The 22,126-nt window shown below is 51.6% G+C and carries 19 protein-coding genes and 1 other annotated feature; of the genes, 14 read left to right on the top strand and 5 right to left on the bottom strand.

The genetic code is table 11. The features are described from left to right. The first annotated feature begins 13 nt into the window (after positions 1-13). Positions 14-255: a binding site (T-box leader), on the top strand. Positions 256-299: 44 nt separating this feature from the next. The 7 genes from pheS (at position 300) to JOD24_RS13865 (ending at position 9,138) form a co-directional block, all read left to right on the top strand. Next, positions 300-1,334, top strand: coding sequence for a phenylalanine--tRNA ligase subunit alpha (gene pheS / locus JOD24_RS13895; RefSeq protein WP_429247112.1), 1,035 nt, complete (start codon positions 300-302; stop codon positions 1,332-1,334). Positions 1,335-1,356: 22 nt separating this feature from the next. Next, positions 1,357-3,783 carry a phenylalanine--tRNA ligase subunit beta gene (gene pheT, locus JOD24_RS13890; RefSeq protein ID WP_429247111.1) on the top strand — a complete coding sequence of 809 codons (2,427 nt, stop codon included), beginning with the start codon at positions 1,357-1,359 and terminating at the stop codon, positions 3,781-3,783. A gap of 82 nt (positions 3,784-3,865) precedes the next feature. Beyond that, the gene (zapA, locus tag JOD24_RS13885; protein WP_380163371.1) at positions 3,866-4,117 is read left to right on the top strand and encodes a cell division protein ZapA; all 252 of its coding nucleotides are present in this window, start codon (positions 3,866-3,868) and stop codon (positions 4,115-4,117) included. A 47-nt stretch (positions 4,118-4,164) separates the two neighbouring features. Then, entirely contained in the window at positions 4,165-4,689 is a 525-nt protein-coding gene (locus JOD24_RS13880) for a CvpA family protein (protein WP_380163373.1), read from the top strand. A 138-nt stretch (positions 4,690-4,827) separates the two neighbouring features. Next, entirely contained in the window at positions 4,828-5,817 is a 990-nt protein-coding gene (gene sleB, locus JOD24_RS13875) for a spore cortex-lytic enzyme (protein WP_429247110.1), read from the top strand. 110 nt (positions 5,818-5,927) lie between these two features. Beyond that, a complete protein-coding gene (locus JOD24_RS13870; protein WP_429247109.1) occupies positions 5,928-8,285 on the top strand; it encodes an endonuclease MutS2 in 2,358 nt (785 codons plus the stop codon). Positions 8,286-8,496: 211 nt separating this feature from the next. After that, a complete protein-coding gene (locus JOD24_RS13865; protein ID WP_429247108.1) occupies positions 8,497-9,138 on the top strand; it encodes an NfeD family protein in 642 nt (213 codons plus the stop codon). An 81-nt stretch (positions 9,139-9,219) separates the two neighbouring features. Here the strand turns inward: JOD24_RS13865 and JOD24_RS13860 are convergent, their stop codons facing one another. Continuing rightward, the gene (locus tag JOD24_RS13860; protein ID WP_429247107.1) at positions 9,220-9,423 is read right to left on the bottom strand and encodes a hypothetical protein; all 204 of its coding nucleotides are present in this window, start codon (positions 9,421-9,423) and stop codon (positions 9,220-9,222) included. 432 nt (positions 9,424-9,855) lie between these two features. Between JOD24_RS13860 and ytaF the strand changes: the two genes are divergently transcribed. After that, entirely contained in the window at positions 9,856-10,491 is a 636-nt protein-coding gene (gene ytaF / locus JOD24_RS13855; protein WP_429247114.1) for a sporulation membrane protein YtaF, read from the top strand. A 48-nt stretch (positions 10,492-10,539) separates the two neighbouring features. On the opposite strand, the gene JOD24_RS13850 is transcribed toward ytaF, so the two are convergent. Further along, on the bottom strand, positions 10,540-11,919 hold the full coding sequence (locus JOD24_RS13850; RefSeq protein ID WP_429247106.1) for an RsmF rRNA methyltransferase first C-terminal domain-containing protein: 1,380 nt from the start codon (positions 11,917-11,919) through the stop codon (positions 10,540-10,542). Positions 11,920-12,642: 723 nt separating this feature from the next. Here JOD24_RS13850 and JOD24_RS13845 point away from each other — a divergent pair. Further along, positions 12,643-12,897: a SelT/SelW/SelH family (seleno)protein gene (locus JOD24_RS13845; protein ID WP_488168472.1), complete on the top strand. Its 255-nt coding sequence runs from the start codon at positions 12,643-12,645 to the stop codon at positions 12,895-12,897. A gap of 27 nt (positions 12,898-12,924) precedes the next feature. On the opposite strand, the gene JOD24_RS13840 is transcribed toward JOD24_RS13845, so the two are convergent. Then, on the bottom strand, positions 12,925-14,199 hold the full coding sequence (locus JOD24_RS13840; protein ID WP_429247105.1) for a BaiN/RdsA family NAD(P)/FAD-dependent oxidoreductase: 1,275 nt from the start codon (positions 14,197-14,199) through the stop codon (positions 12,925-12,927). Between the two features lie 261 nt (positions 14,200-14,460). Here JOD24_RS13840 and JOD24_RS13835 point away from each other — a divergent pair, with 261 nt between their 5' ends. The 5 genes from JOD24_RS13835 (at position 14,461) to trxA (ending at position 19,569) form a co-directional block, all read left to right on the top strand. Next, the gene (locus JOD24_RS13835) at positions 14,461-16,161 is read left to right on the top strand and encodes a long-chain-fatty-acid--CoA ligase (RefSeq protein ID WP_429247104.1); all 1,701 of its coding nucleotides are present in this window, start codon (positions 14,461-14,463) and stop codon (positions 16,159-16,161) included. Between the two features lie 506 nt (positions 16,162-16,667). After that, positions 16,668-17,252 carry a fatty acid metabolism transcriptional regulator FadR gene (gene fadR, locus JOD24_RS13830; protein ID WP_380163393.1) on the top strand — a complete coding sequence of 195 codons (585 nt, stop codon included), beginning with the start codon at positions 16,668-16,670 and terminating at the stop codon, positions 17,250-17,252. Positions 17,253-17,325: 73 nt separating this feature from the next. Further along, complete coding sequence (locus JOD24_RS13825; protein WP_380163395.1) at positions 17,326-18,096, top strand: electron transfer flavoprotein subunit beta/FixA family protein; 771 nt, start codon at positions 17,326-17,328, stop codon at positions 18,094-18,096. A gap of 23 nt (positions 18,097-18,119) precedes the next feature. Beyond that, a complete protein-coding gene (locus JOD24_RS13820) occupies positions 18,120-19,103 on the top strand; it encodes an electron transfer flavoprotein subunit alpha/FixB family protein (RefSeq protein ID WP_380163397.1) in 984 nt (327 codons plus the stop codon). A 151-nt stretch (positions 19,104-19,254) separates the two neighbouring features. Continuing rightward, complete coding sequence (gene trxA / locus JOD24_RS13815) at positions 19,255-19,569, top strand: thioredoxin (protein ID WP_380163399.1); 315 nt, start codon at positions 19,255-19,257, stop codon at positions 19,567-19,569. Positions 19,570-19,638: 69 nt separating this feature from the next. On the opposite strand, the gene JOD24_RS13810 is transcribed toward trxA, so the two are convergent. Next, positions 19,639-20,736 carry a hypothetical protein gene (locus JOD24_RS13810; RefSeq protein ID WP_380163401.1) on the bottom strand — a complete coding sequence of 366 codons (1,098 nt, stop codon included), beginning with the start codon at positions 20,734-20,736 and terminating at the stop codon, positions 19,639-19,641. A gap of 418 nt (positions 20,737-21,154) precedes the next feature. After that, positions 21,155-22,105 (bottom strand): hypothetical protein, encoded by a 951-nt coding sequence (locus tag JOD24_RS13805; RefSeq protein ID WP_429247103.1) that lies wholly within the window; start codon positions 22,103-22,105, stop codon positions 21,155-21,157. Positions 22,106-22,126 lie beyond the last annotated feature (21 nt).

Raw genomic sequence — 22,126 nt, 5'->3', positions numbered from 1 at the left:
AAATCGATTGCCATCATCGGCTGTGACGGAGAAGAGTACCGATGTACGACCTGACCAGGGAGGGGTTGCCATGACTGGAAGCACCCCCAGGAACACGGCATGGGGAAGTTCACTCCTGAGCCGTCCCCCTGAACCTCCTGTGGGAGCAGTAAGGGGTACCGGATCTAACCGTTATCTTTTTTGAGTGGAGCAGTTTCCGCCGTCTTGTGGGGACTGTTCAACCAAGGGTGGTACCACGAATCTCTCGTCCCTCGGACGCGGGATTTTTTTATTTTATGGGAATTCAGGAGGGAATCCATGTGCGTGAACAGCTGAAATCCATGAAAGAGGAGGCGGAAGCGGCGATCCGCTCCGCATCCGACTTGGATGTTTTGAAAGAGATTCGCGTGAAGTATCTGGGGAAAAAGGGGGAGATCACCTCTGTCCTGCGGGGAATGAAAGATCTTTCGCCTGCCGAGCGGCCAGTGATCGGCAGTTTGGCTAACGAGATTCGCGCTTCTTTGGAAGAGTGGATCCGGGACAAAGAGCAGAAGCTGGATCAAGAGAGGCTAAAACACCGGCTGGCCTCGGAGACGATCGATGTGACTCTGCCGGGAAAGGCGAAGCCCTTGGGGGGTGTGCATCCGCTGAACGCGGTGATTGAGCGCATCGAAGATATTTTTGTCGGAATGGGTTTTGAAGTTGCAGAAGGGCCGGAAGTGGAGACGGATTATTATAATTTTGAGGCTCTCAACCTCCATAAGGACCATCCGGCCCGGGATATGCAGGATTCTTTCTACATCACACCTGAGATTCTGTTGCGGACCCAGACCTCCCCAGTTCAGGTGCGCTCCATGGAGTCCAAGGAGGGAAAAGTCCCGGTCAAAATCATCTGTCCTGGGAAAGTATATCGACGGGACGATGATGATGCCACCCATTCCCATCAGTTCACTCAGGTGGAAGGACTGGTGGTAGACCGCGGGATCGCTATGAGTGAGCTGCATGGCACTTTGCTCTCCTTTGCCGAGCAGATGTTTGGGAGGAAATTGGAAAGCCGGCTGCGCCCCAGCTATTTTCCTTTTACCGAACCTAGTGTCGAAATGGACATCTCCTGTGTACAGTGTGGCGGCGATGGCTGTCGAATGTGCAAACAGACCGGATGGATCGAAATTCTGGGTGCTGGGATGGTTCATCCTCGGGTGTTGGAGCGTGGGGGTTACGATTCGGAGCGTTACACTGGGTTTGCCTTCGGGATGGGACCGGAACGGATTGCCCTTCTGAAATATGGGATCGACGATATTCGTCATTTCTATACCAATGATCTTCGGTTTCTACGTCAATTTCAAAATGTATAACAGGAAAGGAGAGAGAGAGCCGATGCGTGTTTCCTATCAGTGGTTGAATGAATACGTGAATCTGGAGGGAGTCTCACCGGAGGAGTTGGCTGAACAGTTAACTCGTGGCGGGATTGAAGTAGATGGGGTGGAACTTCGGGATCACGGCGTAACTAAGGTGGTGGTCGGTCACGTACAAAGTGCTGACCCCCATCCGAATGCGGACCGGTTGCGTGTTTGCACGGTCGATGTTGGTGAAGAGGAGCTTTTGAATATTGTTTGCGGTGCCCCCAATGTGGCGACCGGGCAAAAAGTGCCGGTCGCTCTGCCTGGAGCCAGACTCCCAGGGGGAATCAAGATTAAAAGATCTAAGCTGCGGGGGGTACCCTCTCAAGGGATGATCTGTTCCGCTCAGGAGTTAGGTCTGCCGGAGAAACTTCTGCCTAAGGAGCAACAGGATGGAATTTTGGTTCTCTCCCCAGGGGTAAAGGTCGGGGAAGATGCGAAAAAACTCCTCGGTTTGGATGATGTGGTGCTGGAGTTGGACCTGACGCCCAATCGCTCGGATTGTCTCAGCATGTGGGGAATCGCTTATGAAGTGGGGGCTTTGTTAGACCGGGAAGTGCGTCTTCCCCAAACAGCTGAAGGCCGTTTGGAAGGGAAGGGGAAATCAGTCGCCATCGTATTGGATGCAGAGGAGGAATGTCCCTTATACGCCGCCCAAGTGGTGGAAGGAATCCGGCTGGGTCCTTCTCCCCAGTGGATGCAGAACCGGCTGTTGGCAGCGGGTGTGCGCCCCATCAACAACGTGGTGGATATTACCAATTGCGTGATGTTGGAATACGGTCAACCCTTGCATGCCTTTGACTACCACCAGGTAGATCATGGGGAGATCGTGGTTCGCCAGGGGACTGCCGGGGAAACAGTGACCACTTTGGACGGGGTGACCCGAGCTTGTGATCATGGGACCTTGCTCATCACCGACGGGACCAAACCGATCGGCATTGCCGGTGTGATGGGGGGGGCAAACTCTGAAGTGACGGAAAAGACAACCACGATTCTGATTGAATCCGCTTATTTCGCTCCGGAAACGGTACGTCGGACCACCCGCAGATTGGGACTCCGCTCCGAAGCGAGCACACGTTTTGAAAAGGGAGTCGATCCGGAACGGATTTTGCCTGCCTTGCAACGAGCGGTGGAGTTGATGGGAGAACTTGCCTCAGGGAAAGTGGCCTCTGCCATCACGGCGGAACAGATCGGGGAAATTGACGATGTGACCGTCGAATTACGCCACAGCCGCTTGACAGGAGTTTTGGGAGTGCAGATAGATGAACAGGCGGTCATGGACAGTTTCCGTCGCCTTCGTTTCCCTGCGGAAGTAAAAGAGGGAGTCTATCGGGTTCAGGTTCCATCCCGACGTCCGGATATCTCGATCGAAGTGGATCTGATCGAAGAAGTGGCCCGCCTGTACGGATATGACCGGATTCCCACCACACTCCCCTGGGGCCAGCAGTCTCCGGGATCCCTGACCCCGGAGCAGCGGTTACACCGGACGATTCGCCATACGTTGCGGGATATCGGCTTTTATGAGGTGGTCAATTACAGCTTGACATCACCGGATGCCCTTCGTTCATTGGAGCAGGTGATCCACCCAAAGGCCCGGCCGATTCGGATCAGCATGCCGATCAGTGATGAACGGAAACTGCTTCGGACCTCCCTGGTGCCGCAACTGTTGGAGACAGCGGAATACAATATTCATCGCCGGGAAGAAGGGGTATCCTTTTTCGAAATGGGGCGGGTGTATCTAACGGAAGAAAAAAAATTGACTCAGCAGCCTGAGGAGCCCTGGATGTTGGCTGGATTGACCACAGGGGCAATCGATTCCAAACATTGGCAGGGGGGAGCGGAAATTCCGGATTTCTTCTCCCTTAAGGGATCTTTGGAAAGATTGTTCCAACGACTGGGCTTAGTAGGAGTCCGTTATGAGGCCATCCAACCACAAGGGTATCACCCAGGGCGCACTGCCCGACTGATCCTGGAGGATCAGGTGATTGGACTGATCGGCCAAATCCATCCGCAAACAGCCCAGGCCTATGATCTGGAGGATGTGTTTGTCTTTGAACTGGACTTGGTTCCGGTGATGGAAGCAGTTCTTGGAGGGACCTTGGAGTATCATCCCCTGCCCAAATATCCGTCCACGACTCGGGATCTGGCGTTGGTGGTGGATACGGACGTGCCAGTGGATCGCCTGCAAGACTTGATTTACGCCACAGGTGGGGAATGGCTGCGGTCGGTGATGCTGTTTGATGTGTTTACGGGTGGGAGAATCGGGAATGGAAAGAAGAGTGTCGCTTATTCCCTCACTTATCAAGCGAAAGATCGGACCTTGACCGATGAGGAAGTGAATGAGGTACACCAAACGGTGGTCTCGAAATTGGAGCAGGAACTGGGTGCCGTCTTGCGCCAATAACAGGATGGGGCAGGATTCAGGAATTTACAAGATGAAATAAAATGGGGAAGCGATGGGAGGCTGAATGGGGAGGGAGTAAGTGATGAGCAAGCAGAGATACAGTGTCGAGATCTTCGGTCAGATGTACCATATCGTGGGTAAGGCGAGCTCCGGATACGTTCGGGAAGTAGCCCGCCATGTGGATGAGAAGATGAGAGATATCGCCGACAGCAATCCCCGTCTGGATACCACCCGACTGGCGGTGCTGTCTGCCGTGAATATCACTGACACCTATATGAAATTAAAACAGGAACATGAAGAGATCTTACATTTGATCGAGGATGATCAACCGTAAGTGTGATTGTGAGCCAAGCGCTTCCCCCTATTGGAGGGTAATTTTGGATGAATCTGTTGGATGGACTGATCCTCCTGTTGTTGATCGGAGGACTTTTTTCCGGTTATAAGAAGGGGTTGATCAAAGAGACCGTTTCTCTGCTCGGAATGCTGATTGCCGTAGTTGTCGCTTGGAAATTTAGCCCGGACTTGGGACCTGTTCTCATGGACATCATCCCCTTGCCGGACTCGATGAGCGACAGCGGTCTGCCCCTGTTTTTTTTGGAAAAACCGATTTACACAGCTTTAGCCTTTGTGTTGTTGTTTCTGGTTACCCGACTGCTACTCTCCATTGTGTCCAACATCTTGACTGCGTTGGCGGGTTTACCTGTGCTGGCGCAGATCAATGGATTAGGTGGCGCCCTGGTGGGATTTCTTAAAGCTCTGTTGCTTATTTTTGTGGTGGTTCATCTGCTGCAAATTCTTCCTTGGGACACGGGGCAAGAAGCGGTTACCGGATCTTCGATCAGTCAGGGGATCTTGCAATTGACTTCTGATTTCTCTGGGGAATCTGTCCGTGCGACTCAGTCATAAATAAAGTCATGGGATGATCGGGATCCGCCCCCCTGGATGGGGGCTTTTTTTTCACTGCCTCATCATCTTCGGGAAGTATAGGGAGGGCAAATGTCGAGATACTAACAGCAGAAACAACCTAAGAGAGGTTGACTAGCTATGAAAAAAACACTGCTGTTACTATGTGCCTGTATGCTCATCGTGACCAGCTTGGCCTCCACTGCCACTCAGGCGGAAGCAGCCTTTGGTAAGCATGAGTTGAAGATGGGGGCGGCAGGTGATGATGTGTATGAGTTACAGGGTCGGTTGAAGTATCTCGGCTTTTATACTGGGAAGATCGATGGACGCCTAGGTTGGCGAACCCATCGTGCCGTCCGTCTGTTTCAGTACCAATTTGGACTGGAAGTGGATGGCCGGGTTGGTTCCCAAAGCAAACGGAAACTGGTGGAGGCGTCAAAGGAGTGGGCACCTGGAGTTTCCAATCGGATCTTCAAGAAAGGGGACCGGGGAGGCTATGTGTGGGAACTGCAACGGAGACTTCAGTTTATCGGGTATTATTCAGGAAAGGTTGACGGGAAGTTCGGCAAACAAACGGACCGGGCGGTGCGGGACTTCCAGTATCGATTTGGCTTGAGAGTGGATGGCCGGGTAGGTACAAAAACGAAATTAAAACTATGGAAGGCCACCCGCCGCTGGAGTCCCCAAGCAGGTAAAGCTCCCACCAAGAAGGCCCCGGTCACAGGGTTGACCCAGATGAAACCCATGGATCGGGTGCCGAAAACTACGTCAGGACTGTCGAAACACGATATCAACATGATCGCAAAAGCGGTTCACGCAGAAGCCAGAGGGGAAAACTATACCGGCAAAGTGGCGGTGGCGTCAGTCATACTGAATCGCTTGGAAAGCGAACAATTCCCGGATTCCCCTTCGTCTATTGTATATCAACCCCTCGCCTTTGAAGCGGTGGTGGATGGTCAGATCAATATGGAGGCGAATCTGAAGGCGAGAAAAGCGGTATATGACGCGATCAACGGTTGGGATCCCAGTGGAGGCGCCCTCTACTATTTCAACCCCGCCAAAGCCACCTCCCGATGGATATGGGGAAGACCCCAGATCAAACGGATCGGCGAGCATATCTTTACCAGATGAAATATCTCTTCGGCATCCCCTCTCTGGGAGATGCCGACTTTTTTTACCGGTGTGGAAAGCCTTTCATGCTATAATATTGAATGATTGTTGTCGGAACAGGAGGGTGCAAAATGGACCCGCAAAAAATGCTTCATGCTTTGGAATATGATCGGATCATCGATCAGTTGATTCAACAAGCCACATCGGAAACAGGGAAAAAAGCTGCTGCCGGTTTGCAACCGTCTCTTCAGGGAGATGAAGTACAACGGAGGCTCCAATCGACAGCTGAAGCTATGGACTTACTCCGATTGAAGGGGAGCCTGTCCTTGGAGGCGGTCTCAGACATCCATCCCGCACTGCGAAGAGCGCGGATCGGTGGTTTACTGACAGCGATGGAGCTGCTTCGGGTGGCAGGGACGGCCGGAGCGGAAAAGACGGTTCGTTCCGTGCTGGAAGGGGTGGATCCGGAAGAAGCCTCCTTGTTCCTGCTGCGGGAGCTATCCGCACAATTGAGGGAGACTCGGATGCTGGCTCGAAGGATTCGGCGAGCCATCGATGAAGATGGAGTCGTCAATGATGATGCCAGCTCGGAGCTGAGTCGGATTCGGCGCAACATCCAGCAGCTTCAGGAATCGATCCGCACCACTCTGGATGAATTTTTACGTCATTCTTCATACCAAAAAATGCTTCAGGACCCGATCATCACCCAGCGGAACGATCGCTATGTGATTCCGGTCAAACAAGAGTACCGGGGAGCCCTCCGGGGGATCGTTCACGATCAGTCGGCATCGGGACAAACCTTGTTTATTGAGCCCCAGGCAGTGGTCGATCAAAACAACCGATTAAGGGAATTGGAGCTGGCAGAGGAGCGGGAAGTGGAACGGATTCTCGGGGAGTTGACTGGGGAGGTTGCGGACCAAGCGGATGACTTGGAGATGAACCTCACCCTCCTCACTCAATTGGATTTGATTTTGGCCAAGGCTCGTCTCGGAAATCAGATGAAAGGAATTGTCCCAGGGGTGAACAGGGACGGTTATATCCGGCTGAAGAGAGCCAGACATCCTCTGATCCCCATCGAGGAGGCGGTTCCCAACGATGTGGAACTGGGTCGGGAGTACCAAGCGATTGTGATTACCGGACCCAATACAGGGGGGAAGACGGTCACCTTAAAAACAGTGGGTCTGCTGGCATTGATGGCTCAGTCGGGGTTGCCGATCCCGGCGGAAGAAGAAAGCGAATTGCCCATCTTCAGCGGAGTTTATGCTGATATCGGGGATGAGCAAAGCATCGAGCAAAATCTGAGCACCTTCTCTTCCCACATGACCCACATTGTCGACATCCTGGATTCCATCGATGCAAACAGTCTGGTGTTGCTGGATGAATTAGGTGCAGGGACGGATCCCACAGAAGGAGCAGCACTGGCCATCTCTGTTCTGGAACGTGTTTTGGAACAAGGATGTCGCGTGGTGGCAACGACTCACTACAATGAGTTGAAGCTGTATGCCCACGCTCGCAAAGGTGTAACCAATGCCAGTGTGGAATTTGATGTGGAAAGCTTAAGTCCCACCTACCGATTGCAGACAGGGGTTCCGGGGCGGAGCAACGCCTTTGAGATCTCCCGGCGGTTGGGTCTGCCGGAGAAGATCATTGAAGCGGCGAAATCACAACTCTCATCCGAGGAAAATCGTTTGGAAGAGATGATCGGAGCTCTCTCAGATGACCGCCGCCGAGCGGAAAAGGAGAGAGCGGAGGCGGAGGCGCTGCGGAAGCAGGCAGAGGGACTGCTACAGGATCTGAAACTGAAAATGGAATCCTGGGATCGGGAAAAAGAACGAATTCGAGAAGCCGCTCGCCGAGAGGCCAAGGCCGTGGTTTCCCGGGCCAAACGGGAAGCGAATGAGGTGCTGGATCAACTCCATCGCTGGGCTCAGGAACAACCGCAGGAATTGAAAGAACACCGGTTGATTGAAGCCAAGAAGCGGCTGGATGACGCTGAACCCGAGCTTCCGATCCACCGGAGTGTCAACAGGGAACCCACGCGGCAGATTCGGGTGGGTGATGAAGTGCTCGTACGAACTCTTGGACAAAAAGGACAGGTGATCGATCAGCTTGGAGAGCGGGAGTTTCAGGTACAGGTGGGAATCATGAAGATGAAGGTGGACCGAGAGCAACTGGAATGGAAAGGATCCCCTACTCAAGAGGCTCCCACCCAAGGGGGCACTTCCTACCGCAGACAGTCCAACATTGTTCGACCGGAGCTGGATCTGCGAGGGCAGATGGTGGAAGAAGCGATTCCGGAAATCGACAAGTATCTGGATGATGCCCTGTTGGCCGGTTTTGACCATGTCTCTTTGATTCACGGGAAAGGAACCGGTGCACTCCGGACCGGGGTTCGCAAGTTCCTGGATCAACATTCCCGGGTGAAATCCTATCGTTCCGGGGGCCAGGGAGAAGGGGGCCTTGGTGTGACGGTGGTTGAACTCTCGTAAACGGGTGCGGATCTGCAAGTGAGGTCTTTTTAAAAACCGGGATGCCGGTGATTGGAGGCGATGTAGATGCTGGTCCGTTTAGCTAAGATCTTGGGATCGATTGCATTAATCTTTTTCATTGTCGGTGGGATTTGGTTTTATTTGAATGCGATGTAATCTCGCACTCCATTCCTGTATACAACTGGAGGGATAGCGGGACGGAGGAGATCAAATGAATGGGTTACAGGAGCCTTGGATAGCTGGACTGATCGTTTTTTTGGCAGGGATGTTACTGGTGACGGAGTTTCTGGTGAAAGCGCGAGGGTTGGCCGGGGTGTCCGGAGCCGCCTTACTGTGTTTGTATGCCTGGACTCAATCTCCGTCGTTTCATAGTTGGTCACTGGGTCTACTGTTGGTCGGACTTGCTTTGATGATCCTGGATGGAAAATTGATTCAGGATGGGACCATCGCGGGGATCGGGATGTTGTTGATGCTGGTCGGTTTGGTTCTGCCAACGGGGGATTTTTTGACTGGGAGTTTGGTGGCGATCCTGTGGATTCTGGGTCTGCTGGCCGGATTTCTTTCACTGAAGGTGTTGCCCCGGCGGGAGGTGTGGGACAAGATCGTGCTGAAGGATTCTCTGACACGTGAACAGGGCTACCGATCGGTCAATGCCAAATTTCTGGAGTTGATTGGCCGTGAAGGCGAGACTCTGACGGACCTCAGGCCTTCCGGAACCGTCTCAGTGGACGGAGAGCGTTTCAGTTGCACCAGCGGAGGTGCATGGGTCAAGAAAGGAACACCGGTGCGGGTGGTTTCCGTAGACGGGACCCGGATTTTGGTGGAACCTTTGCCAGAAGATCACGCTGGTTAATCTTCTCGAAAGCAAGGCACCGCTTATGCGGTGCCTTGCTTTTTCTGCGTTGCTAGTGTCGTCTTCAGGTGAAGTGATGGCTCACCCCCTGCGGGGCCGAATATGGATCCGGACTTTGTGAACCGAGGGAGTGGGGAGCGGGGAAGCGGGGATCTCTTCTTTTTCCAATTCCTTTTCCCTTTCTTCGCGATGATTATGGTACATAAACAGCCATTCAGGTTGAATCATGCCTGTCGCCAGAGCCGGGTAAATGGAAAGCCGAGGATCTCTCAATCCAAATAACATCGGATGCACCCCCTGAGGAATCTGTTGTTGCAACCAGTATATGGGCTGGGAGGGTTGACCCATACCCAATAGGCGACGGCTTTCAGCATACGGGATTTTCGCCCTTCATATAAATCATGTACCCATGGATCCGTCTGCAGACGGATCTTTTTTCAAAGTGTTGCAGATCGGGTCTCACCGAGTAACAAAGTGTAACAGGTCTTACATCAAAAATCCTCCACACCCTTTCCCGAAGGGAGGCGGATTGCCACCGGGCGCTTTCCCCCTTCCCGTGGGAAATGGACAGCAGAAGGAGGAACAGTGAGTCTGTTGACCCGGTTTCAAAAATAAGATGCAATCTGGAACCATGATCTCAACAAGTCCATAAGATAAAGCAGCTGAGGCGGCCGCAGTGAATCAAACATCTGAAGATGCCAGAGGAGAGGTTGAATGATGAATTGGCTGCTCATCTTGGGATTTGCTCTTTCATCCAGTATTGATAACTTGGGCGTCGGTATGTCTTACGGCCTTCGCAAGATCCGGATCGGAATGCTTTCCAATCTGTTTATCGCCGTGATCTGTTTTCTGTTTAGTATGGGTGGCATTTTATCCGGACAATGGGTTGCTAGCCTCCTACCGGGGATTCTCCCCACTTTGCTGGCAACCTTTGTGTTGTTTTTTATTGGCATTCGCATCATTTTATTGACTCACCCCCGCAAAAATCAGAATGAACCTTCCCGGAAGGGAAAAGAAAAATTCGGAAAGATAGAAGGGATTCTCAAACATCCAGAACGGGCGGATCGGGACCAATCCGGAGAAATTGGGCTGGGAGAGGCGGCACTGTTGGGCATGGCCCTTTCGGCCAATGCCCTGACCAATGGTTTGAGTGCGGGACTGATCGGTCTGTCGCCTGTGGTAATTTCACTTACGGCTGCGATCGGTAGCTTCCTTATGGTTTGGCTGGGGGTGGCGATCGGGGGCAAGCTGAGCCAAATCCGTATCGGCCCTTTCACCATCGGTCAATTCAGTACCGTATTAAGTGGTGTCATCATCCTATGGATCGGGATTCATGCCTTGCTGGAGGTATGAGAGAGATTTTCTCCTTCCCGCAAGGATTTTTTTGGGGGATTTTCACCGTCAGATGAGATCCCGACGCAGCCACTTGGGGTAGTGATTTTTCAGCAGACCGTTGGAGACCTTGCCCCAGCCAAGGGGGAACCCCTCCACTGTGACCAGGGTCCATCCTGGGTCTCCAGCGGTGGGGAGGGTCTCCCCGCGCAGATATTGATGCAAATGTTCCTCTTCCGGCGCAAAAGAGACCTTTCGTCGCACAGAATCAGAGGTGAGGGCTAAGGCGAGGGCATGGGAAGGGGCGAAGTGTTTTCGCTTGGCTTGTCCCAGATAAAGTCCCGGCCGCTCCACCACCCATCCCTTCAGAGAAGGCAAATCCCCAGGGATTTGATAGAGATGGTCACCAAACAAGGTGAAGGGACCGGGAAATCTGTCCTCGGTCAGCGTCTCCCGCAGGAAATCTTTGAAAACTCTTTGGGCATCGCCATGTACAGGAGGAAGTTTACCCGGTTTTTGGCGGGTTCCTTCGTCCCCCTCCCTTTTCTCCAGCACCGCCACAAAGTGCCCCTCTCCTTTCAAGTGATGGGGCCAGAGTCGGCCTGCTTGGGCCAGGGCGGGGGAAGCATCGATCCAATCGGGCCGAGCAGGCTGGTAGTGGGCGGCCTGAGGCACCTGTCCCGGAGTGAAATGGGGGTGTTGCTGGAGAAACTGGTGAAGGACCCCCTCATTTTCTCGTGGATTGAAGGTGCAAGTGGAATAGACCAGTTTACCTCCTGGACGAAGCATTGGCGCCGCTGCTTCCAGGATAGAGAGTTGCAGTTCGGCGGCGGTCTCTGTGGAACGGAGACTCCAGCGCTCCCGTGTGTCAGGATCCTTCCGGAACATACCTTCCCCGGAACAGGGGGCATCGATCAGGATTCGGTCAAACCAGCCGGTAAAGCGGGTAGAGAGGTGACGGGGGTCTTCCCCTAGAATGAGGGCGTTGGTTACACCACACCGTTCCAGATTTTCCACCAAGGCTTTGCGTCGTTCTTTGCTGATCTCATTGGCGACCAAAATGCCTTCTCCCTTCATGTGGGCGGCAATCTGGGTCGTCTTGCCTCCAGGGGCGGCACATAGATCGAGGATTTTTTCCCCCGGTTGGGGTTGGAGTGCCTCTACTGGGGCCATGGCACTGGGGTCTTGAATATAGTAAAGGCCGGCGGCATGATCGACATGCTTGCCGGGGCGATCCCGGTCATGGTCATATAAAAAACCGGCATCGCACCAAGGGACAGGCTCCAGCTGGAAGGGAAGACGTTGCCTTCCTTCTGCCACAGACAGTTTCAATGTGTTGATCCGAAGCCCCCGGTAAGGAGGGTTGTCATATGTTTGGATAAAGGCCGGGTATTCCTCCTTCAGTAACTTTCGCATCTGTTTCTGATAATCTTCGGGAAGTCGGTTCACAGGATTGTTTCCTCCTCAAGTTTTACATCCAATCTCCTCATTGTAACAGAAGCGGTGATTCATCCAGGAAAGTCGTTTCCTTTCCGCGATTCGGAGCCTATGGTTTACATCAGTTTTGGATAATATCAGGGCTGTTGATTAACCAGAAAATGAGTGGCGGAAGGAAGTCGTGTGCTGCCAAAGCGACTTTTGTACCACAGGCACTACAATCTGAACTTAAGGTTGTACCACAGGCACTACAATCTGAACTTAAGGTTGTACCACGGGCACTACAATCTGAACTCAAGGTTGTACCACGGGCACTACAATCTGAACTCAAGGTTGTACCACGGGCACTACAATCTCGATGGGCTGAAACCTTGGAGTAAAGGTAGCACCATAGGCACTACAATCCAAAGGAGCTGAAGCTCTAGATTAAAGAAGCCATCCTACCCAGCGGAGAAGTCTTACGAGAGGGCGTTTAGGGGCAACCTCTTCTCTGTGTTGCTTCCGTAAGGCTTTGCCCCTGCCCGATGGTCAGATTGGGAGCGGCCAGTTTTCACTTCTCTGCCGGATGGCAACGGTCGCGTGGGTGAACAGGATCCCTCCCACCCAAAATATGGATAACCAACATGTATGGGATCATATGTAAAATCTTCTCCCTCGGATGTTTTTCACTCCGCTTTCGGTTTCATAGCCTTCCTTTCAGGGAAACTATAGGAAGGGACAAAAATTGCGGGAGGGATGATCTTGGACGAGAATCACCGCGTCTCCATCCATTTTTGCATGGCTTGAAATTATGCCCCATATGCTGCCCGGGTGGCAGAAGAACTGTTCAGCGAGTTTCGTCACCGCATCACGGACATGACTTTAATTCCTTCCAGCGGCGGGGTTTTTGAAGTGACCGTCGATGGTGAGAAGATTTATTCCAAAAAAGAGACGGGACGGCATGCAGAAGAAGGGGAAGTCCTTCGTTTGATGAAAGAAAAGATCAGGTGACCGGGAATGAATTCCCGGTCCTTTGCATTATTTGACACGCTCCAGACTTTGCAGAGCTGCATGCTTTCCTGCAGTAAATCCTGTACTGAAAGCAGCGGTAATGTTGTAGCCCCCGGTATAGCCGTGGATATCCAGAATTTCACCGGCAAAATAAAGTCCCTGTTTCAATTTCGATTCCATCGTTTTCGGATGGATCTCTTTCAGATGAACCCCTCCGCCGGTGACAAAAGCTTTCTCAATGGGAAGGGTTCCATGAATCTGAAGAGGAAAAGACTTCAGCAATTGAAAGAGCTTTTCCCAATCGGCTTTGGAGACATGGTTCCAAGTCACTTCCGGATGAAGTCCCGATCGCTGGAGAAGCAAGGGGATGGCCCGATCAGGAAGATGAGGTTTCAGGATCGTTTTTACCGCTTTTTTAGGGTTCTTTTTCCACTCCTCCTGAATTCGGGTCTGCAGTTTTTCTCGCTGTTCATTTGGGAACCAGTCCAATTCTAATTTAACGTGATCCACTGCTTCTTGTTTTAACGTTTTCACCACAAATTGACTGCAACGGAGAGCGATGGGTCCGGAGAGGCCGAAGTGAGTGAAGAGCAGATCGCCGGTGTGTTCCGTCAATTTTTTCCCCTTCGGATGGATCACAGAGAGTCGGACCCCTCGCAGGGAGAGGCCTTGCCAGGTCCGCTCACGGATAAAAATTTCTTCGGAAGTGAGGGGAACTTCCGTGGGAAACAACTCCGTAATGTGATGCCCCGCCGCTTTTGCCCAAGGATAACCATCGCCGGTGGATCCAGTGTGGGGGACGGATTTTCCGCCGACAGCGACCACCACGCAGGAAGCTTGCAGAGTTTCCCCATTTTCTAGCCGGAGTCCTGTCACTCGATCCGATGAAAACAGAAGTTCTGACACCGGGGTACGAAGGGAGATGGTTGTCCCCAGTTCCCGGATGCGACGCAACAGAGCTTCCACTACACTTTGCGCACTGTCGGAGACGGGAAACATGCGTCCGTGATCCTCTTCTTTCAGTTTCACCCCCAACTTCTCAAAAAAATGGATGATATCCTGATTGTTAAAAGTGGCGAAGGGACTATACAGGAATTTACCATTCCCAGGGATATGACGAATGATATCTCCGCTCTCCCCGTTGTTGGTCACATTGCATCGCCCACCGCCAGATATGGCCAGCTTGCGGCCTGGCTTGTCCCCTTTGTCCAGGAGGAGAACCTGCGCCCCTTGTTCCGCTGCGGCCACTGAAGCCATCAAGCCTGCAGGACCGCCTCCGATTACGATGACATCCCAAGTCACTGATCTGACTCCCTTTCTATCAATAAGAAATGAAATTCATGGAAGTTTTCCGCCAAAAGAGATCCTCTCCATGGGGAGAAAGATCCACATTCCGATTGTACATAAATCCAGATCAAATCCAAAACCAGGATCAATTTTTCATCACATACTTTCAAAAACGAGAAAAGTTCGTTAAAATGAAAAAAAGAGATACAAATAGGTATTTATTTTTTGCCTGATAATGAATGACCATTCATTCAGGAAGTGGGAGGAGATGTACCTATGGCAGTCAAGGAAAGGATCTGGTTTAAAAACTATCCGGAAGCTGTACCGCAGTCACTGGAGTATCCGGATCAACCCTTGCCCGAACTACTCGAAAAATCCGCCCAGGAATTCCCGGAACGGGAAGCGATCTATTTTATGGGCAAGCGAATCAGCTACCGGGAACTGACAGAGGATGTTTATCGCATGGCCCGAGCGTTGAAAGAGTTGGGTGTGAAAAAAGGAGACCGGGTCTCCCTCATGCTGGCGAACACCCCTCAGGCAGTGATCTCCTATTATGCGGTGTTGAAGATTGGCGGTGTGGTGGTTCAGACCAATCCGATGTACAAAGAGCGGGAATTGGAGCATTTGTTGGCTGATTCCGGTGCGGAGACGATTATCTGTATGGATCTGGTCTATCCACAGGTGGAAAAAGTGAAACCGCGTACATGTCTGAAAAGAGTCCTTGTCACCAGTATCCAAGATTACCTTCCTTTCCCGAAGAACTGGCTGTACTCTCTAAAACTGAAGATGGACGGAGCTAAGCCGAAAATTCCCTATGGAGACGAGGTTTTTGCTTTTTCGGAAGTGATGAAGCAGGCGGCGTCGGATCCGGTCAAAAATGAAATCGCTTCCATGGATGAGGTGGCCCTGCTTCAATACACCGGCGGTACCACAGGCCTGGCCAAAGGGGCGATGCTGACTCATCGCAATCTGGTGGTGAATGTAATTCAATGTAGCTATTGGATGTATAAGGGCGAGCGGGGACAGGAGAAAGTGCTGGGACTGGTTCCCTTCTTTCATGTCTACGGAATGACGGTTGTGATGAATTTTTCCATTTATATGGCGGCCTCCATGGTGTTGGTACCCCGGTTTGATGTAAAAGATGTGCTGAAGGTGATCGACAGAGAGCGCCCTTCCTTTTTTCCTGGTGCTCCGACGATGTATGTGGCTTTGATCAATCATCCCGAAGTTACCAAATACGATCTTTCCTCAATCCAGGCTTGTATCAGCGGATCGGCACCATTACCCTTGGCAATCCAGGAGAAGTTTGAAAAGCTAACCGGAGGACGGTTAGTGGAAGGATACGGTTTGACGGAGTGCTCTCCAGTGACACATGCCAATCCGATATGGGACAAGCGTAAAAACGGAAGCATCGGTCTTCCCTGGCCGGATACAGAGTGTCGAGTGGTCGACCCAGATCGCGGGGAGGAGGTGGAGGCCGGGATGGCGGGATTGCTTCATGTGAAAGGTCCCCAAGTGATGAAAGGATATTGGAACCAGCCAGAGGAAACAGATAAAGTATTACGTGAGGGGTGGCTCAATACGGGGGATATCGCCATGATGGACGAAGATGGATATTTTTACATCATGGATCGCCAGAAAGATATGATTATTGCCGGTGGTTTCAATATTTACCCCCGGGAAGTGGAGGAAGTTCTCTATGATCACCCGGCGGTGCAAGAAGTGGCTGTCATCGGTGTTCCGGATCCTTATCGGGGGGAGACGGTAAAGGCATATCTCGTGTTGAAACCGGATGCCCAAGTGACCGAAAAGGAATTGAATACTTACTGCAGGAGCAAATTGGCCAACTTCAAGGTGCCTCGCCTGTATGAATTTCGTGATCAATTGCCGAAAACCACGGTGGGTAAGGTATTGAGACGAGAATTGGTGGAAGAGGAAAAAAGAAAAGCGTCAGTGGAAAACCCTGGCGGTGAATGAAAGGTGGCTTCTTCGCTAGAGACGAGGGAAGATGAAATCTCAGTCAAAATTTACGGGTATTCATAAGGATACGACTTCCGGCTCTGTCTGTGCTTGTCGAATCTTCGACGGAACTGGTATAATACGATTGGTTGCGCTTTCACCCGCCCGGCTTTCCTAGTGTCCCTTCAAGCAACTTGGATCTCATTTTTCAGCCTGGCGGGGCGAAAGGGGGAGACGGCTCCGGGTTCTGCAAAAAAGGGATCAAATCCTCACCCTCTTTCCCTGAGGAGGAGCACTAGAAGCATTGTGAAAAAATCACAGAGGGGATAGGGTTCATATGGAGCGACTTTGGCTCGCAAGACTGGGTTGCCGCCATGTGAATCCCCTCCCGACCGGCTCGGCCTAGCATAGGTATTTACCAATCAGCCCCTCGTGGGAAAGTTGACAAAACCGGGAGAGTTGCCATATACTCGATATTGAATGAATGATCATTCACCATGGGGAACTAGGGAAAGGAAGCACAGATGGCTAAGCGTACCGGAGAAAAATATGAAGCGATTATCAATGCCGCCGTGCGCGTGATCGCCGAATTCGGCTATCATCAGGCACAGGTGTCCAGAATTGCCCGTGAGGCCAAAGTGGCGGACGGGACGATCTATCTGTATTTTGACAATAAGGACGATGTCCTCATTTCCCTTTTCAATGAGAAAATGGGGGCTTTTATCTCAGATATGGAGCAGGCGTTATCCAAAGTCCCGTCGCCAGTAGACCAATTGCGGCAATTGATTTACCTCCATTTTTCATACCTCGGCAGTGACAAACAACTTGCGATCGTCACCCAGATCGAACTGCGTCAATCCAATCCGGTGATCCGCAAAGAGATTGGATTGATCTTAAAGCGCTATCTGGCCGTGATCGATCGGGTGTTGAAATCCGGAGTGGAGCAAGGGTTGTTTCGGGAAAACTTCGATGTCCGGATCGCCCGCAAGATGATTTTCGGAACTATTGATGAAACGGTCTCTTCTTGGATCATGGATGACTTTAAATATGATTTGATGGACCAGGTGGATCCGCTTCATCAATTATTTTTGCAAGGGATGAGCTCCTGAAGATGGCGGGTTTCTGTGAGAAGGGAGACCATCCATCTGTATAGAGACTGGAATGGCGAAGGAGGAACAGAGAATGAACATTCTGGTGTGCTTGAAACAAACCTTTGACACCGAAGAGCGAATTGTAATCGAAGACGGACAAATCAGTGAAGATGGTGTAGAGTTTATCATCAACCCCTACGATGAATATGCCGTGGAAGAAGCGATCCGTCTCCGTGACGAACACGGCGGGGAAGTGACTGTGATCACGGTCGGACCGGAGCGGGCGGAACAAGCCTTACGTACGGCGATGGCCATGGGTGCGGACAAAGGGATCATCGTGGAGGATGAAGATCTGGAATCCGCTGACGAATATTCCATCGCCCGTGTGCTGGCAGCTGTGATCGAAGATCTAGAATATGATATTATCCTGGGCGGCTACATGGCAGTTGATGACGGATCTGCCCAAGTAGGTCCCCGGTTGGCCGAATTGCTAGGGATTCCCCATATCTCCACCATCACCAAACTGACTGTGGATGGGGAGACGGTGGAAGTGGAGAAGGATGTGGAAGGGGACACAGAGAATATTCAGTCCAAACTCCCGATTCTGGTTACGGCACAACAAGGATTGAATGATCCTCGTTATCCTTCTCTGCCTGGGATCATGAAAGCGAAGAAAAAGCCGCTGGAACGTATGGATCTCGATGATCTGGATGTGGATGAGGACGACCTGGAAGGGAAAACGGAAACCTTGGAAATCTTCCTGCCCCCGGAAAAGGAAGCAGGCAAAATATTGGATGGCGAACTGGATGCTCAGGTAAAGGAACTGGTCCAGTTGTTGCATAAAGAAGCCAAGGTCATCTGAAGGAAGAGGAGGAAATGGAGCCGATGAGCAAAAATGTACTTGTGCTGACGGATGTTCGCGAGGGTGAACTGAGAAATGTTTCTCTGGAAAGCCTGGCTGCAGCGACGGCAGTAGCGGAAGGTGGAACGGTGACCGCCGCTGTTTTCGGAAGCAAGGGACAAGAGCTGGTGGAGAAACTGGCTCATCATGGGGCGGACCGCGTCATTCGAGTGCCGAATGAACAGCTGGACACATACACCACCGATGCTTACTTCCAGGCATTTAAGCAAGTGATCGAAAAAGTGGAACCCGATGTGATCTTTACCGGCCACACCGCTGTGGGGCGGGATGTGAGCCCGCGAATCGCCGCCCACTTCCACATGGGATTGGTGTCGGACTGCACCGGCGTAGAAGTGAAGGACGGAAAGATTGTGCTCACCCGCCCCATCTATGCGGGAAAAGCCTTTGTCAAAAAAGCATTTCGTGACGGAATCGTATTTGCGACATTGCGTCCCAACAATATCCCTGCATCGGAGGCGGACACCGGTCGTTCTGCAGAAACGGAAGAGCTGGATGTTCAATTTGCTCCGGATTCCCTGCGGACATTGATCAAAGAGGTGGTCCGGAAAGCCTCTGAAGGCGTCGACCTGTCCGAAGCCCGCGTCGTGGTCTCCGGAGGTCGGGGTGTCAAGAGTGCGGAAGGATTTCAACCATTGCAAGAGCTGGCAGATCTGCTGGGAGGTGCTGTCGGTGCTTCCCGGGGAGCCTGCGATGCCGACTACTGTGATTATGCACTTCAGATCGGACAGACAGGAAAAGTGGTCACCCCAGATCTGTATATTGCCTGTGGAATTTCCGGTGCGATCCAACACTTAGCAGGAATGTCCAACTCCAAGGTGATCGTTGCCATCAACAAAGATCCGGAAGCCAACATTTTCAGCGTGGCGGATTACGGAATTGTGGGTGATTTGTTCGAAGTGGTACCCATGTTGACGGAAGAATTTAAGAAGGTTCTAGTCACGAGTTGAAAAGATGGCGGGTGGTGGAAAATTTTTCGCCACCCTCTTTTAGGTTTAAAAAATACTTATACGGGGTATCCCATGAAAAGCATGGAACTTTCTTAACCTCAGTGGTATACTGTGTGAGTGAAACAGAGAATCTTGTGAAGGAGGAAGTATGATGGCGATGAAACAGGTAACAGATCAAACCTTTCGCGACGATATAGCGTCGGGAACGGTTCTGGTGGACTTCTGGGCCCCTTGGTGCGGTCCTTGTAAAATGATTGCGCCGGTTCTGGAGGAAATAGATCAAGAAGTGGGCGACAAGCTCACCATCGCGAAACTCAACGTGGATGAAAACCCGGATACTGCCGGTGAATTCGGCGTGATGAGCATTCCGACCTTGATGGTTTTCAAAGATGGTCAAATGGTAGACAAAATGACCGGTTTCCAACCGAAGGCACAGTTGTTGGAATGGGTCAATCCTCATCTCTGAGGCGAATCAATCAAGAAAAAGCCTGCACCCAACCAGGGATGCAGGCTTTTGTTTCTATTCAGGCCCATTTTAGCGTGGGTTCGGATCTTTGGGTTGATTCGGATCTGTGGACTCTCGGGAGTCATCAGAATCCGAGTCTTGTTGTAGGTTCTCCTCAGGTGGTAGGAAGGGATCCGGCCCCTGCATCGGGTGAGAGAGCGGTTCCTGATTACTATACGGCTCTGGGTTTGTGTCTTCTTGGCTGTGGTTGTAGGGACCTACCGGAGCAGGTTCCAAATCTTCTGGGACCACCCACTGGCGCATGTGTTGTTTGTAGCGAAGAGAGAGAATCAGATGGATGATCACCTGCATGAAAGGAGCGGTCGGGATGATGACCAAGAAGAGCAGGATGATGCCTAAGAAAACTCCAACTCCAGCATTGTCTGGATCCAGGATCAGGGGGATAAAAGAAGCCCCTGCAATCACACTGTAAACGATGATAAAAGGGATGACCGCAGCGATCAGTAATAGCAGGGTCACCAAAGTTTTTCCGTAGGACTTTCGGGCGGCTCGGATCGAATGGCGAATCGATTGCCAAGGTCCTATATTTTCAGCGATCATGATGTATGGAGCGTAAAGGAGCAAGCTACCAAAGAACATCATGACTGCCAACAGCAGGAACCAAAGGATCGTACACAGGATAAAGAGCAGATGGTTCGAATCCTGGAACATCGCCATTCCGGCATCGGCGATCCCCCATGGGATCAGAATCGGCAGACTGATAACAGCTATCAAAATAGTCAGGAGAAACATCTTCCACAGATAGCGTGTGGCTGAACGGAAATAGCTGTTTAGGGAGCTGCTATCGTCTAACACTACTTCGGTGGCCAACCCAATGCTCCCGGCAGAATGAAAGGATTGAATGAGTAAAACAGCCAGGTAGATCAAAAGCATAAATAGGGCACCCAGCAAGATAAACCCTACTGTGGCTGAATCCATGGCTTGGTCTAGGCTGTCCGCACTGACGGTGGACATGCCGATTCCCATTCCGAGGAAAACGAGCATACCTATAATATAAAAGACGAATTGCACCACCATCCCGGCGGCGAACATGATTAAGAGACCCAGCAGGTGGATTCCCCACATTTTGAATCCGTGTTTTCGGAGTAAGCCAAAAAACGTTCCCATCTACTATCTCTCCTATTTCTTGAAATCATCTTTTATTTCAGGGCTGTTGAATATCCGAGGGCTGTTGATTATCCCAGTTTTGGTAGGGAATAAGGTCGGGATGGTGGGACGGTGAAGAGCCTTTGCACCCATAGGGCACAAGTCTCGCCGGGGTCGCTTTCCGCTCCCGGGTCTCGGCTATGCGTTCTTTGCAAGAGATCGTAGCACTCCCACCCTCCCCGTCCCCTCAAGCCATATTTTACGATGGGGGCAGTGGGAAAAGCGAAAGGGTCGTTTCGTTCCTATCATCCATTTTATGGATAATCAACACACCTGTTCTTATCTATCATATACGATTGGGAGGGGCTAAGGTTTCAGAAAATAATTCGGAAGGGGGTGAAATAAAAACAGCACAGGGTTTCCCCTATGCTGTTGAATCTTACCCGGTGAACAACGGACTCTTTTCTTCTTCCGGATCGGATGCATTCACCTGAACGGGTTTCATGCGGTCTTCCGGAAAAATTCTCTCCTGGATATGCAGAAGATAGCGTCGGAAAAAGACACCCAAGGAAAGGATGGTTGGAAAGACACCCAACAGGGCGATCACGACAGGTGCTAAAGCGATTGCAACGATGTCGGCGATGGTGCTGTCCTCGAAGAATTGAAGGACGAGCCAAGGAAAGGCGGCCACCAATAAGATGATGCTCCAGGCCAAAGCTCCGACAATGATGGAGCTGAGCAGGGAGACGAGGGAGGTGCCTGACTGAACCAGACTGATACGAAATCCGTATCCGAAAGAACGAAAAACTCCGGTTCCTTCTGAGAATAGGACGACGACAGAGTGGATCGCTGATGAGATGAATATCAACCCCAAGAGGAGTCCCACGATCCCCCAAGTGATCAGTAATGGGGTCTGATCATGGAGCCAGAGGTACAATGCTCCCCAACCAGCAGAAAAGACAAAAAAGATAAGGGCCCACAAGATCTCCAGAACGAAGAGGCGAAACAGATTACGAAAACCGTAGGAGAAAAAACACCCCAAGCTGACCCGGTCTTCCAGCGCTGCTTCCCGTACCGCGCCGGTGAGGGCAGCGGTGTAAAATGCGGAAGCCAGCCACATCAATAGGATGCCCCCTACAGCGTAACCGAGGATCCAACCTCCCTTTTCCAAAACATTCATACCCAGGTCGGTGACTACTGCCCCGACAGACTCCGGGGAAGTGATCCTGCTTTGGAAAAGATCCTTTAGGGAAACGAGCTCATCACTAAGCATGATTCCCAGGAAAAATAGGGGCACTGCCAGCAACACGAAGACAGTCATCGCTGTTAGCAGAGACCCGAGCCAGAGTTTCGCACCGTGTTGATTCAGCAACCGGAACGACTCGATCAAACCAATCCCCTCCCCAGACAA

The sequence above is a fragment of the Kroppenstedtia sanguinis genome (genome assembly GCF_050433445.1).
GTDB classification, from domain to species: Bacteria; Bacillota; Bacilli; order Thermoactinomycetales; family DSM-45169; genus Kroppenstedtia; species Kroppenstedtia sanguinis.
This window is presented reverse-complemented; position numbering and strand designations above follow the sequence as displayed.